Origin of the sequence: Variovorax sp. YR750, from assembly GCF_900109805.1 — a bacterium.
GTDB classification, from domain to species: domain Bacteria; phylum Pseudomonadota; class Gammaproteobacteria; order Burkholderiales; family Burkholderiaceae_C; genus Variovorax; species Variovorax gossypii.
The window spans coordinates 551,409-565,146 of sequence record NZ_FOBJ01000003.1; the positions used below are offsets into that span (position 1 = coordinate 551,409).

Consider the following 13,738-nt stretch of genomic DNA (forward strand, 5'->3'; position numbering starts at 1 on the left):
CGGCGGCGGCAGCTATGCCGCCATCGTCGAGAGATTCGGCCCGCGCTCGCGCGCGGCCAGCCAGCCCTCTATCTGCGGCAGCATGCTTGCAACCGAAGCCGCGAGCAGCCGATACGGCTCCGGGCTGTCGCCGAAACCCTCGTACGAGAACCAGTCCTCCGCCAGGCTGGATCCGCCCGCCCCGCCACGGCCCTGCAGCCGCGCGCGCTCGGTGAGCGGAACGTACTCCAGCCGCAGATCGGCCTGCGCGACCACATCGCCCCAGCTGGTAGTTTTTTCGCCCGGCGGATGCGCACCGCATTCCAGGAAGAAGGCCGTGCCCGGCTTGTCGTACTGCACGGACACGAAATGGATCACGTCCGCCCGGTCGCGGCGGAAATCGGGAAAGCTGCCCGCGAAACCTGCTGCCTTCAGTTCCGGCACGAGCACCGACTTGAGGGCGCTGGACATGAGCCTGGTGGGTGTCGAGGGCATGCTGGATCGGCTCCGGCGGACGACAGGTGAAAAGAGAAAGGTGAAAAGAAAAAAGCCGCCACGGCAACGTGGCGGCTTTTCTGTTGATGGGCGAGGCTGGCCCCGTCTTCAGCGCTGTGCGCTCTGCAGTGCGGCAATGCGCTCCTCGATCGGCGGGTGCGTGGCAAACAGCTTGCCGATGCTGCCCGTGATGCCCATGGCTTCCACCGCCTTAGGCAGTTCGCCGGCCGGCAGGCCGCCCAAGCGCGCGAGCGCGTTGATCATCGGCTGCTTCTGGCCCATCAGCGCGGCGGCGCCGGCGTCGGCGCGGAACTCGCGCTGGCGCGAGAACCAAGCCACCACCATCGCGGCGGCAAAGCCGAGAACGATGTCGAGCACGATGGTGCTCACGTAGTAGCCGATGCCGGGGCCCGAGCTGCGGTCGTCGCCGCGGCGCAGGAAGCTGTCGACCGCGTAGCCGATCACGCGCGACAGGAACACGACGAAGGTGTTCATCACGCCCTGGATCAGCGTCATGGTGACCATGTCGCCGTTGGCGATGTGCGCCACCTCGTGGCCGATGACGGCCTCGACTTCTTCGCGCGTCATGTTCTGCAGCAGGCCGGTGGACACCGCCACCAGCGACGAGTTCTTGAACGCGCCCGTCGCGAAGGCATTGGGCTCGCCTTCGAAGATGCCGACCTCGGGCATGCCGATGCCGGCCTTGTCGGCGAACTTGCGCACCGTGCCGACGATCCAGGCCTCGTCGGGCGTCTGGGGGTTGTCGATCATGTGCAGGCCGGTGGTCCACTTGGCCATCGGCTTGCTGATGAGCAGCGAGATGATCGCGCCGCCGAAACCCATCACCAGCGCGAAGCCGAGCAGCGCCGTCAGGTTGAGCCCGTTGGCCGTGAGGAAGCGATTGACGCCGAGCAGGCTGGCGACCACGCCGAGCACAGCGACGACCATCACGTTGGTCAGGACAAACAGAAGGATACGTTTCAAGTTGAATTCTCCGTGGGGAAATCTGCCACCCAGATGAGGGCCCCGGGGCCCTCTTCAAGCCGTATTCGAGCAGTTTGCGGCCTGGAAGCCCTGGGCGTTTTAGGTGTTCTGGGCGCTCCGGTCGGCGGCAGCCGGTAGAGCCATGATAGGAGCAAAAGTTCTAGGGCCCCGGTATTCCCCGCCCCGGCGAGGGCCTGAAGACCGTCGGATCGTCATAGAAGCCCGCGGCCTCGTTGGCGCCCCACCAGCCCGGTACGCCGAGCACCGGCAGCGGCACGAAGGGCTTGCGTTCGAGCAGCTGCGGGTCGAGCGAGCCCGCCACCAGCGCGTCGTCGAGCGCCGCTGACCCGTTCTCGCCCTGCGCCGGCAGCAGCGACACGTGCGCCGTGATCGGCTTGCGCGGCGTGACCAGCTTCTCCAGCAGCGCATGGCCGAAGAGCAGCAGCCGCGCTTCGCTCCACAACCCACGCCTGCTGACGAAGAGCGTGTGCCAGTCGCGCGCGACCAGCGCGTGCCACAGCGCCGGCGGCGCATCGAGCAGGGCGCCGTTCTCGTCGAACAGCGTGAGCGCATCCCGCAGCGGCCCGCGCGTGGCGCCAACGCCGTCTCGGGCGATCTCGCCGGCCTGCAGCTCGTTCAGGCGTCGCTTCGTCCGCGGAAAGGCGAGCCAGACCAGGCCGTTGAAGAAGTCGTGGAGGTTGTCGCGGGTCGGGACCGTGCGAGTCCGGAAGACGTGAGCCTCGTAGGCATGCCCGGCGGGCAGCGCGTCCTGGCCCACGAAATCGGGCGCCGACGCGTGCCTGATGCCCTTGAGTGCGGCTGCCACGCCGCCATCGCCATGCGCGACGGCCTGCATTGCCGCTTCGCCATCGGCGCGATAGGGCGCGAGCCATGGCTGCGCCCAGTCGATCGCCGGCAGGGTCAAGGCGCGGGCGCGCCCGTCCAGCGGATGCGGTCCGGGTGCTGCATCAGCACGAACTCCGCCGTGAGCTTCTCGAAGAGCTTGAGCGAACTGCTGTTCTTGCCGAGCAGCCCGGCCGTGCGCAGGGCCTTGGCCACGTCGTTGAGCGGCACGTCCTTGCCGCCGCGCAGGGCCGGAGCGGCCTGCAGGATGAATTCGGCGGCTTCCGAAGGCTGCGGCTGCTGCGGCTGCTGCGGTTGCTGCTGAGGCTCGGGCTTGCTGGCGGCCTTCGCCGTCGTCTTGCGCGCCGCCGTCTTCGCCGCAGTCTTCTTCGCGGCGGGCGCGGCCTTGGCACGCGTGGTCTTCGCAGCGGCCGTCTTCTTCGCCGGCGCGGTGCGGGCCGCGGGCTTGGTGACGGCGTTGTGCGCGATGTCCGTGAAGGCGTCGTAGATGCCGACCGTCTCCTCGCCAGTCTTGCCCTGCTGGCCGATGCCGCAGACGCGGCAGCCCTTCTCGCGCAGCCGGATCACGAGCGGCGCGAAGTCGGAGTCGGAGGACACCAGCACCACCACGTCGGGCCGCTCGGCAATGGCAAGGTCGATCGCATCGACCGACAGCGCGATGTCGGTGCTGTTCTTGCCGGCCGACAGGTTCACCATCGGGCGCACCGACAGCCGCTTGAAGAGCGCCTGCCGGTTCACCGCCATCTCGGCGTTGCAGTACGCGCGGCGCACGTGGATGGCGCCGTATTCGTCCATGGTGCGCTGCACGGCCTGTTCGATCACGTCCGCCGAGACGTTGTCGGCGTCGATCAGCAGCATCACGCGCAGCGAAGAGACCGTCATGCGAGCTTCCAGTTGACGGTCTCGCCGCCGCGCAGCGGCTTGAGCGTGGCATCGCCGTAGGGCACGGTCTCCGGCACCGTCCAGCTCTCGCGCTTGAGCGTGATGGTGTCGGTGTGGCGCGGCAGGTCGTAGAAGTCGGGGCCGTTGAAGCTCGCGAAGCCTTCGAGCTTGTCGAGTGCGCCCGCGTTGTCGAAGGCCTCGGCATAAAGCTCGATGGCGGTGAGCGCGGTGTAGCAGCCGGCACAGCCGAGCGCATGCTCCTTCAGGTGCGCCGGGTGCGGCGCGCTGTCGGTGCCCAGGAAGAAGCGGTCGCTGCCGCTGGTGGCCGCCTCGACCAGCGCCACGCGGTGCGTCTCGCGCTTGAGCACGGGCAGGCAGTAATAGTGCGGGCGGATGCCGCCGGTGAAGATGGCGTTGCGGTTGTAGAGCAGGTGGTGCGCCGTGATGGTGGCTGCCGTGAAACGATCGGCGTCGCGCACGTAGTGGGCGCCTTCCTTGGTGGTCAGGTGCTCGAACACCACCTTCAGTTCGGGGAAGTCGCGGCGCAGCGGAATCATCACGCGGTCGACGAACACGGCCTCGCGGTCGAACAGGTCGATGGCCGGGTCGGTCACCTCGCCGTGCACCAGCAGCAGCAGGCCGTGCTTCTGCATGGCCTCCAGGGTCTTGTAAGTCTTGCGGATGTCGGTCACGCCGGCATCGCTGTTGGTGGTGGCGCCGGCCGGATAGAGCTTGAGCGCGCGCACGCCGGCCTCGGCGGCCAGCGCGATTTCCTCGGGCGGCAGCTTGTCGGTGAGATAGAGCGACATCACCGGCTCGAAGCCGCTGCCCTCGGGCACGGCAGCGCGGATGCGGTCGCGATACGCCACGGCCTGCGCGGCGGTGGTCACGGGGGGACGGAGGTTGGGCATGATCAGCGCGCGGCCGAACTGGCGGGCGCTGTGGGGAACGACGGCTTCGAGGGCGGCGCCATCGCGCACGTGCAGGTGCCAGTCGTCCGGGCGGGTGATCGTGAGGGTGTCTGTCATGGCTGGCCGATTGTCGCATCGCCCCCTGGAGCGGGACTCCCCCGGGCTTCGCGCACTTCGCGTCGCTTCGCCCTCCCCCTCGCCGGAGCCGACACCGGCGGCCCGGCGGAGCCGGTTCCGCGGTGTCCCCCGAAAGGAGCGAGCCGGTTTTCAGCCCAGCAGGTACTCGCGCACCAGCGAGCGCGCCCGGTGCAGCCGGCTCTTGACGGCGCCCGGCGGTTCGCCGAGCCGTTCGGCGATCTCCGCTATGGTCAGCTCCTCGAAGTCGCGCAGCAGCACCACTTCGAGGTAGTGCGCGGGCAGCGACTCCAGCGCGTGGGTCAGGTCCAGCCGCAGGGCAGCGTCGTCGCGGGCGAGCAGCTGGCGCTCGGCCGTTTCTTCGTCGAGCGGCTCGTGCCTGAACATCGCCCGCTGCAGCCGCAGGCATTCGCGCCTGATGACGGTGAAGAGCCACGACGAGAAGGCCGCCACGGCCTTCAGCCCCCGGAGCTTGCGCGCGACGACCAGCAGCGACTCCTGCACGGCGTCGTCGACGTCGCTGGCCTGGCAGTGCCGCCAGGCGTAGCGGCGCGCATCGGACTGGCAGGCCGCGAGCAGGCTCGCGATCGCGGCCGGGTCGCCGGTCTGCGCGGCGAGGATCAGGCTGGATCGGTCGATGCCCGCGGTCACGCTTCAACGCCCCTTTCCGTCGAGCTTGCGCCCGACCATCGCGCACATCGGGCAGAAGCCGAACAGGCCCGTCAGCGCGAGCGTCGCGCCCATGAGCGCGACGGCCACGCCCAGCCCGAGGCCGGCGGTGCTCCAGCCGATGGCGGCGAAAGCCAGGGCCGCGAGGCCGACGACGATGCGCAGTGCGCGCTCCCAGCCGGGAAGATTCTTTGCGTAGAGCATGGCGGTTCCTTCGATCCTTCTTGATGGTGCATGAGGAAGACCCTCGGACACCAAGAGGCGTCGAACCCGCCGGACGGTTCGCGGGAACCGCAAATTTTTCCACGCCGGCGGAAAACGCCCGCTACGGCAGGAGCACGCGGCAACTGCCCGGGTCCGCCGCCTGCATCCACTTGTGGAAGTTGACGGAGCAGCGCGCGCCCTTGCCCGGCGGCCACGGATCGAAGATGCGCAGCGTGGTGCCGCGCCCGCTGGGGTCGTCGTCCCCGCGGATCCCCACGACCAGCACCATGTGGCCGGGACGCCCGACGCCCGCGGCGTATCCCTTGGCGCCCCATGGCAGGTCGAAGATCAGCGGCCCGCCCTGCAGCGCGGCACGCAACTGGGCAACCGACCAGGGCGCAGGCGGGCGCACCGACAGCCCGTGCGCGGACGCGAAGAGCGCATCGGCCGCCGTGGCCTCCTCGCCGTCCGGAAAGCTGCGCAACCCACCGTCATCGGCGATGAGCCCGGGCGGCGTGCGCGCCACCACCGCCTGCACGTTGGAGCGCGTGATCATGGCCGTGCAGGCGGCCCAGCACAGGCCGGGCGTGGGCTGGGGAATCAGCGCGACGGGATGCAGGATCGGCGCATGGCACTCGTTGCCGAACACCAGGTTCTGCGTGCAGGGGCCGGCCTCGCCGTCCTCGGCGAGCCAGTGGGCGGCCTGCAGGCGGCGCACCGCCATCCGGGTGACGGGGCCGTAGTCGCCATCCAGCGCGAGCTCGGGGCCGGGCTGGAGCTTGTGGTTCAGCGCCTCCTGCAGCCTGCGGACGTCGGCGCCGCGCGAACCCTGTGTCAGTGTCGTCATCGGTTCCTGTCCCTCGCCAACAGATGCCCTGACCCTCGGCATGAGCCGGCTGCATTGTGGAAAGCCCTTGTCGCCGCGTCCATTTGTCGGACGGCATAGCCGGGATGGCGGGCCGCGCGCCCCCCGGGGGCACGCCCGTTGCTTGACGTGCCGCGCCGATCGGCCGAAGGTCCGGTCCCGCGCAAACCACCCCCACACACCACCGCACACACCGGAAACCGACATGCTGTCCACGGCAATGCTTTACTTTCGCGAGACCGCCAGGGCCGGCTCGCTGCGCCGCGCCGCCGAGCAGCTCGGCGTGGCGCCGAGCGCCATCAGCCGCCAGATCGCCAAGCTCGAAGGCGAGCTGCAGGCCGCCCTGCTCGACCGCCGCGCCAACCGCACCACCCTCACGCCCGCCGGCGAGCTGGTGCTGGCGCATGCCGAACAGGCCCTGCAGAGCAGCGAGGCGCTTCGCGGCGCGTTGCAGGAGCTGAGCGGCGAGCCCGCCGGCACGGTGCGCATCGGCAGCATCGAGGGCATGGTCGGGCACTTCCTCGCGAACAACCTGGCGCGCTTCCAGAAGAGGCATCCGCAGGTGAAGCTGCAGGCCTCGGTGGTGGGCTCGCGCGCGGTGCTCGATGCGCTGCAGGAAGGCCGCATCGACATCGCGCTGGCCTTCAACCTGCCCGAGCGCCACGCCTTCCGCGAGCATGCGCGGCTGGAGCAGCCGCTGTGCGCCATCGTCGCGCCCACGCATCCGCTCGCGCGGCGGCGCAGCGTGTCTTTCAGCGAGCTCGAAGGCCGCCGCGTGGCGCTGCCCGACCGCTCGTTCCAGATCCGCCACCTGGTCGACCGCATCGCCTCGAAGACGCAGGTGTCGCTCGAGCTGGCGATCGAGACCGGCACGCTCGACATGGCCAAGGGCCTGGTGCGCAACAGCGATCTCATCACCTTCCTGCCGCGCTATGCGGCGCTGCACGAGGTGTCGAACGGCGACCTGTGCGCCGTGCCGCTGCAGGAGCGCGACTTCGCCGCCACCGCGGCCAGCCTGCTCACCATGCCGGGGCGGCGCCAGTCGCCGGCGACGCGCGCGCTGCTCGAGATGCTGGCCACCAGCATGGGGCGATACGGTGCGAGCACGGGCGCGGGTGCGGCGCCGCGTTCTGATTCCGGCAACACGCGCGTGCGGAAATGAGCCTTCCCGCCGGCCTCGCCGCTCCCTACATTGGGCGCCGACGAGGAAAGAACACGGCATGACAACCACAGGCACCGACCAGACCATTGCCTTCCCCGAAGGCGGCTATCGCTACGCGAGAGGCGTGTTCCAGTATTCCGCGGGCGTGGCGGCACTGCCCGGCTTCGCCATCGAGCGGGTGCGTTTCCAGCAGCCCATTCCGCTGGAAGAAGGCTTCGACGTCATCGCGGCGCACCTGGGCGCCATCGGCCGGCCGCTGGCCGCGCTGTGCGCCTGCGAACTGCGCTCGCCCGCGCCGTTCTCCGAGCGCGGATTCCTCGACTTCAACCGCGTCTACGCCGGCACGCTCGAGCGCTGGGGCCTGGTGCGCGGCGAGCGCAACCCGGTGGCGCGCACCAACGTGTGCCCGCGCATCGGCGCCCCGGCCACGCCGGCCTTCCAGGCCTTCTCGTACACGGTGCCGGCCGACGACGATGCAGCGCCGCCGAGCTTCGTGGTCTCCGGCGGCGGCGAGGCGCCCGACGGCCATGCCAGCTACCGCGAGGTGATGGTCCGCCTGGGCGACACCAGCCCCGAAGGCCTGCGCGCCAAGCTCGGCTACGTGATGACGGAAATGGAGCGCCGCCTCGCGGTGCTGGGCTTCGGCTGGCGCGATGCCGCGGCGGTGCAGGCCTACACGGTGCACGACATCGGCGCACTGGTGTTCGACGAGATCGTGCAGCGCGGCGGCCTCACCACCGGCCTGACGTGGCACATGGCAAGGCCGCCGATCGTGGACATGGAAGTCGAGATGGACCTGCGCTGCGCGCGACGCGAGCTCGCGCTGTCATGGCCCTAGCCCGACAAGGGACACCACCGCTGGCATGTGTCGTGCTTGACAGTTTTTTCGTCCTTTTCTCCATTCCACCCTAACGGAGTTCCATGTGAAGCGTGCTGCCCCTGCCCTGTTCCTGAAACCCCTGGCCGCCTGCGCGGCGCTCGCCACCCTGGTGCTCGCCGCGCCCCAAGCGATGGCGCAGGAAAAAACGCTGCGCATCGCCATGACGGCGGCCGACATTCCGCGCACGCTGGGCCAGCCCGACCAGGGTTTCGAGGGCAACCGCTTCACCGGCATTCCGATCTACGACTCGCTCACGCAGTGGGACCTGTCCAAGGCCGATGCGCCGAGCGTGCTGATTCCCGGCCTCGCCGCCTCGTGGGCGGTCGACGCCAAGGACAAGACCAAGTGGGTCTTCAAGCTGCGCCCCGGCGTGAAGTTCCACGACGGCTCGGCCTTCAACGCCGACGCCGTGGTGTGGAACGTGCAGAAGGTGCTCGACAAGGACGCCGTGCAGTTCGACCCCAGCCAGGTCGGCGTGACGGCCTCGCGCATGCCCACGCTCAAGTCGGCGCGCAAGATCGACGACACGACGGTCGAGCTCACCACCAGCGAGCCCGACGCCTTCCTGCCGATCAACCTCACGAACCTGTTCATGGCCTCGCCCGCGCACTGGCAGAAGAAGTTCGACGCGGCCGCCGGCGCCACGCCCGCAGACAAGGCCAAGGCCGCCTGGACCGCCTTCGCCGCCGACCCGTCGGGCTCGGGCCCGTTCAAGGTCACGCGCTTCGTGGCGCGCGAGCGGCTCGAGCTGGCTGCCAACAAGGGCTACTGGGACGCGAAGCGCGTGCCGAAGATCGACAAGGTCGTGCTGCTGCCGATGCCCGAGGCCAACGCGCGCACCGCCGCCCTGCTGGGCGGCCAGGTCGACTGGATCGAGGCGCCCGCGCCCGACGCGATGGCGCAGATCACGCAGCGCGGCTTCAAGATCTATTCGAACGCGCAGCCGCACGTGTGGCCCTGGCAGCTTTCCTTCGCCGAAGGCTCGCCCTGGCTCGACAAGCGCGTGCGCCAGGCCGCCAACCTGTGCATCGACCGCGGCGGCATGAAGCAGCTGCTGGGCGGCATGATGGCCGAGCCCAAGGGCACGGTGCCGCCGGGCCACCCGTGGTTCGGCAAGCCCACCTTCGACATCCGCTACGACGTGAAGGCCGCGCAGGCGCTGATGACGCAGGCCGGCTACTCGGCCGCCAAGCCGATCAAGGTGAAGGTGCAGATCTCGGCCTCGGGCTCGGGCCAGATGCAGCCGCTGCCGATGAACGAGTTCGCGCAGCAGTCGCTCAAGCAGTGCTACTTCGACGTGCAGTTCGACGTGATCGAATGGAACACGCTGTTCACCAACTGGCGCAAGGGCGCGAAAGACCCGTCGGCCAACGGCGCGAACGCTGTCAACATCAGCTTCGCGGCCATGGACCCGTTCTTCGCGATGGTGCGCTTCGTGAGCACCAAGACCGTTCCGCCGGTGTCCAACAACTGGGGCTATTACGGCAACGCCGAGGTCGACAAGCTGGTGGCCGATGCGCGCACCAGCTTCGACGACAAGGCGCGCGACGCCGCGCTCGCGAAGCTGCACACCCACATCGTGGACGACGCGCCCTTCGTGTGGATCGCGCACGACGTGGGCCCGCGCGCCATGTCGGCCAAGGTCAAGAACGTGGTGCAGCCCAAGAGCTGGTTCATCGACATCGCGACCATGACGATGGACTGACCGTTCTCCCAGCCAGCCCATCAGCCAGCTAGCCATCCATGCTCGCCTACCTCCTGCGCCGCGTGATCTACGCCGTGCCGATCATGATCGGCGTGGCCCTCGTGTGCTTCCTGCTCGTGCACATCGCACCCGGCGATCCGCTGGTGTCGATACTGCCGCCCGACGCCTCCGCCGAGCTCCAGGCGCAGCTGCGCGAGCTGTACGGCTTCAACCGTTCGCTGCCCGAGCAGTTCGCGATGTGGCTGTGGCGCGCGCTGCACGGTGACCTGGGCGTGTCGATCGCCAGCAACCGCGCGGTGGCCTCGGAGGTATTCACCGCCGTGGGCAACACGCTGCGGCTCGCGGTGGTGGCCACCTTCATCGGCTTCGTGCTGGGCAGCCTGTTCGGCTTCGTCGCTGGCTACTTCCGCGGCTCCTGGCTCGACCGGCTGGCCTCCATGTTCTCGGTGCTCGGCGTGAGCGTGCCGCACTACTGGCTGGGCATGGTGATGGTGATCGTGTTCTCGTCGCAGCTCATGTGGCTGCCGGCCACCGGCGCGGGCCCCAGCGGCTCGGACGACTGGGCCTGGGACTGGGCGCACCTGCAGTTCCTGCTGCTGCCGGCGATCACGATGTCGGTGATCCCGATGGGCATCATCGCGCGCACGGTGCGCGCGCTGGTGGCCGAGATCCTCGAGCAGGAGTTCATCGTCGGCCTGCGCGCCAAGGGGCTCACGCACTTCGGCGTGTTCCGCCACATGGTGAAGAACGCCGCGCCGACGGCGCTGGCGGTGATGGGGCTGCAGCTGGGCTACCTGCTCGGCGGCTCGATCCTCATCGAGACGGTGTTCTCCTGGCCGGGCACCGGCTTCCTGCTGAACTCGGCCATCTTCCAGCGCGACCTGCCGCTGCTGCAGGGCACGATCCTGGTGCTGGCGCTGTTCTTCGTCGTGCTCAACCTGCTGGTCGACGTGCTGCAGACCCTGCTCGACCCGCGCATCGCCCGGGCCTGAAAGACCAGATCGACCATGTCCTCCGTGCTCGCACCCTCCTCCATCGCCGCGGCCGTCGAGCCGCTGCCGGCCCAGCGCTCGCGCGGCTACTGGGCCTCGGTCTGGCTGCGCTTCCGCCGCGACCCGGTGGCCGTCGGCGCGGCGGTCGTCGTGCTGCTGCTGATCGCGCTCGCGATCCTCGGGCCATGGCTCGCGCCGGCCGACCCGTACCAGTCGTCGATGCTCAAGCGGCTCAAGCCCATCGGCACCGAGGGCCTGCCCCTGGGCAGCGACGAGCTGGGCCGCGACATGATCTCGCGCCTCATCGTCGGCGCGCGGCTGTCGCTCTTCATCGGCATCACGCCGGTGCTGTGCGCCTTCGTGCTGGGCACGGTCATCGGCATCGTCGCGGGCTACGCGGGCGGGCTCACCAACACGCTCATCATGCGCACCATCGACGTTTTCTACGCCTTCCCGTCGGTGCTGCTGGCCATCGCGCTGTCGGGCGCGCTGGGCGCGGGCGTGGTCAATTCGCTGATCTCGCTGACCATCGTCTTCATCCCGCAGATCGCGCGGGTGGCCGAGAGCGTGACCACGCAGGTGCGCAACCGCGACTACGTGGAGGCGGCGCGCGCCTCGGGCGCGGGGCCCTTCACCATCGTGCGCGTGCACGTGCTGGGCAACGTGCTCGGGCCGATCTTCGTGTACGCCACCAGCCTGATCGCGGTGTCGATGATCCTGGCCTCGGGTCTCTCTTTCCTCGGCCTGGGCGTGAAGCCGCCGGAGCCCGAGTGGGGGCTGATGCTCAACACGCTGCGCACCGCGATCTACGTGCAGCCGTGGGTCGCGGCGCTGCCGGGCGTGATGATCTTCATCACCTCGATCTCCTTCAACATCCTGTCCGACGGGCTGCGCACCGCCATGGACAACAAGGGCTGAGGCAAGGCAATGGACGCACTCGATGACATCGGCGGGCCGGCCCAGCCGCTGCTGACGATCAAGGGCCTGGTCAAGCACTTCCCCCTGAAGAAAGACCCGCTCGGCCGTGGCGGCGGCGTGGTGCGCGCGGTCGACGGCGTGGACTTCGAGGTACTCAAGGGCGAGACGCTCGGCGTGGTCGGCGAGTCGGGCTGCGGCAAGTCGACCACCGCGCGCCTGCTGATGCAGCTGATCGAACCCACGCGCGGCGAGGTCGTGTTCGACGGCCGCGAGGTCGGCGGCCGCGACCTGCCGCTGAAGGAATTCCGCCGCCAGGTGCAGATGGTGTTCCAGGACAGCTATGCCTCGCTGAACCCGCGCCTGACCATCGAGGACTCCATCGCCTTCGGCCCGCAGGTGCACGGCGTGCCGCGGCGCGAATCGGTGGCACGGGCGCGCGACCTGCTCGGCCGCGTGGGCCTGTCGCCCCAGCGCTTTGCCGAGCGCTATCCGCACGAGCTCTCGGGCGGCCAGCGGCAGCGCGTGAACATCGCGCGGGCCCTGGCGCTGCAGCCGCGCATGGTGATCCTCGACGAGGCCGTCTCCGCGCTCGACAAGTCGGTGGAAGCACAGGTCATCAACCTGCTGCTCGACCTGAAGGCCGAGTTCGGCCTGACCTACGTGTTCATCAGCCACGACCTCAACGTGGTGCGCTACGTGAGCGACCGCGTCATGGTGATGTACCTGGGCCAGGTGGCCGAGATCGGCCCGGCCGATGCGCTCTACGACCAGCCCGCGCATCCCTACACGCGCGCGCTGCTCTCTTCCATGCCCTCGATGGACCCCGACCACCGCACCGAGGAGGCGGCGCTCGCGGGCGATCCGCCGAACCCCATCAACCCGCCTTCGGGCTGCCGCTTTCATCCGCGCTGCGCGCTGGCCGCGCCGGTGTGCGGCAAGGTGGTGCCCGAGCGCATCGCCACAGGTTCGCAGCACGCGGTGAGCTGCCTGATCCACGAGCCCGGCAGCGGGCATCCGATGGCGGCCGAGGCACGGAGGGAAGCGGCATGACGACGCCCATGAACGACGACGAACCCATGGTCCGCCTGCGCGACCTCAGCGTCACCTTCGGCGGCGGGCGCAAGCCGGTGCATGCCGTCAGCGGCGTGAGCCTCGAGGTGAAGCGCGGCGAGGTCGTCGCGCTGATCGGCGAGTCGGGCTCCGGCAAGAGCGTGACCATGCGCACCCTGCTGCGCCTGCACCCCGAGCGCCGCACCCGCATGGGCGGCACGGTGCAGGTGGCGGGCCGCGACGTGCTCGCGATGTCGCAGCGCGAGCTGGCCGACTTCCGCGGCAAGGTCGCGTCGATGATCTTCCAGGAGCCGCTGCTGGCGCTCGACCCGGTGTATTCGGTGGGCGCGCAGATCGTCGAGTCGATCCGCCGGCACGAATCGGTGACGCAGGCCGAGGCACAGCAGCGCGCGCTGGCGCTGTTCGAGCGCGTGCGCATCCCGAGCCCCGAGCGGCGCCTGCAGGCCTATCCGCACGAGATGTCGGGCGGCATGCGCCAGCGCGCCATGATCGCGCTCGCGCTCGCCTGCAACCCCCGGCTGCTGCTGGCCGACGAGCCCACCACCGCGCTCGACGCCACGGTGCAGATCCAGATCCTGTTGCTGCTGCGCGAGCTGCAGCGCGACCTGGGGCTTTCGGTGATCTTCGTCACGCACGACATCGGCGCTGCCGTCGAGGTGGCCGACCGCATCGCCGTGATGTACGCGGGGCGCATCGTCGAGGAAGGCACCGCGCGCGAGCTGATCCGCTCGCCGCGCCATCCGTACACCATCGCGCTGCTCAAGAGCCGCGCGCACGGCGCGCTGGCGCGCGGCACGCGGCTCGAGACCATCGGCGGCGCGCCGCCCGACCTGTCGGCGCTGCCGCCCGGCTGCGCCTTCGCCGAACGCTGCGCGCTCGCGAGCGACGCCTGCCGCGCGGCCCAGCCGCAGGTGGTCGAGCTGGCGCCTCACCATCTCGCGCGCTGCATCCACACCGACGCGGCGGCGGCCATCGCTCCGGTGCTCGTCGCCTGACGGACAAAGACAACTCATCATCCGACA

The 13,738-nt window shown here is 69.7% G+C and carries 15 protein-coding genes; 7 read left to right on the top strand and 8 right to left on the bottom strand.

The window, feature by feature from the left end; all coding sequences use genetic code 11:
* Positions 1-12: 12 nt before the first annotated feature.
* From BMY35_RS09045 to BMY35_RS37620, 8 genes are all read right to left on the bottom strand, one after another.
* Positions 13-474: a DUF4304 domain-containing protein gene (locus tag BMY35_RS09045; RefSeq protein WP_093197101.1), complete on the bottom strand. Its 462-nt coding sequence runs from the start codon at positions 472-474 to the stop codon at positions 13-15.
* A gap of 108 nt (positions 475-582) precedes the next feature.
* Positions 583-1,458 (bottom strand): protease HtpX, encoded by an 876-nt coding sequence (gene htpX, locus BMY35_RS09050; protein WP_093197104.1) that lies wholly within the window; start codon positions 1,456-1,458, stop codon positions 583-585.
* Between the two features lie 160 nt (positions 1,459-1,618).
* Positions 1,619-2,383, bottom strand: coding sequence for a DUF3025 domain-containing protein (locus BMY35_RS09055; RefSeq protein WP_093197106.1), 765 nt, complete (start codon positions 2,381-2,383; stop codon positions 1,619-1,621).
* Positions 2,380-3,204 carry an NYN domain-containing protein gene (locus BMY35_RS09060; protein ID WP_093197109.1) on the bottom strand — a complete coding sequence of 275 codons (825 nt, stop codon included), beginning with the start codon at positions 3,202-3,204 and terminating at the stop codon, positions 2,380-2,382. Before BMY35_RS09060 ends, BMY35_RS09055 begins: the two co-directional genes overlap by 4 nt.
* A complete protein-coding gene (pyrC, locus tag BMY35_RS09065; RefSeq protein ID WP_093197113.1) occupies positions 3,201-4,232 on the bottom strand; it encodes a dihydroorotase in 1,032 nt (343 codons plus the stop codon). Before pyrC ends, BMY35_RS09060 begins: the two co-directional genes overlap by 4 nt.
* Before the next feature lie 150 nt (positions 4,233-4,382).
* The gene (locus tag BMY35_RS09070) at positions 4,383-4,901 is read right to left on the bottom strand and encodes an RNA polymerase sigma factor (protein WP_093197115.1); all 519 of its coding nucleotides are present in this window, start codon (positions 4,899-4,901) and stop codon (positions 4,383-4,385) included.
* 3 nt (positions 4,902-4,904) lie between these two features.
* Positions 4,905-5,123 (bottom strand): YgaP family membrane protein, encoded by a 219-nt coding sequence (locus BMY35_RS09075; RefSeq protein ID WP_093197118.1) that lies wholly within the window; start codon positions 5,121-5,123, stop codon positions 4,905-4,907.
* Positions 5,124-5,244: 121 nt separating this feature from the next.
* On the bottom strand, positions 5,245-5,970 hold the full coding sequence (locus BMY35_RS37620) for a peptidoglycan-binding protein (RefSeq protein ID WP_177213590.1): 726 nt from the start codon (positions 5,968-5,970) through the stop codon (positions 5,245-5,247).
* Between the two features lie 223 nt (positions 5,971-6,193).
* On the opposite strand from BMY35_RS37620, the gene BMY35_RS09090 reads away from it, so the two are divergent.
* From BMY35_RS09090 to BMY35_RS09120, 7 genes are all read left to right on the top strand, one after another.
* On the top strand, positions 6,194-7,150 hold the full coding sequence (locus BMY35_RS09090; RefSeq protein ID WP_177213591.1) for a LysR family transcriptional regulator: 957 nt from the start codon (positions 6,194-6,196) through the stop codon (positions 7,148-7,150).
* Between the two features lie 58 nt (positions 7,151-7,208).
* Positions 7,209-7,988, top strand: coding sequence for a 2-amino-5-chloromuconate deaminase CnbZ (locus BMY35_RS09095; RefSeq protein ID WP_093197125.1), 780 nt, complete (start codon positions 7,209-7,211; stop codon positions 7,986-7,988).
* 85 nt (positions 7,989-8,073) lie between these two features.
* Positions 8,074-9,735: an ABC transporter substrate-binding protein gene (locus tag BMY35_RS09100; protein ID WP_093197127.1), complete on the top strand. Its 1,662-nt coding sequence runs from the start codon at positions 8,074-8,076 to the stop codon at positions 9,733-9,735.
* A 38-nt stretch (positions 9,736-9,773) separates the two neighbouring features.
* On the top strand, positions 9,774-10,727 hold the full coding sequence (locus tag BMY35_RS09105) for an ABC transporter permease (protein WP_093197130.1): 954 nt from the start codon (positions 9,774-9,776) through the stop codon (positions 10,725-10,727).
* 15 nt (positions 10,728-10,742) lie between these two features.
* Entirely contained in the window at positions 10,743-11,645 is a 903-nt protein-coding gene (locus BMY35_RS09110; RefSeq protein ID WP_093197132.1) for an ABC transporter permease, read from the top strand.
* A gap of 9 nt (positions 11,646-11,654) precedes the next feature.
* Positions 11,655-12,695, top strand: a complete 1,041-nt coding sequence (locus BMY35_RS09115; protein ID WP_093197135.1) for an ABC transporter ATP-binding protein — start codon at positions 11,655-11,657, stop codon at positions 12,693-12,695.
* Positions 12,692-13,711 carry an ABC transporter ATP-binding protein gene (locus tag BMY35_RS09120; protein ID WP_256228268.1) on the top strand — a complete coding sequence of 340 codons (1,020 nt, stop codon included), beginning with the start codon at positions 12,692-12,694 and terminating at the stop codon, positions 13,709-13,711. The genes BMY35_RS09115 and BMY35_RS09120 overlap by 4 nt, the downstream gene beginning before the upstream one ends.
* Positions 13,712-13,738 lie beyond the last annotated feature (27 nt).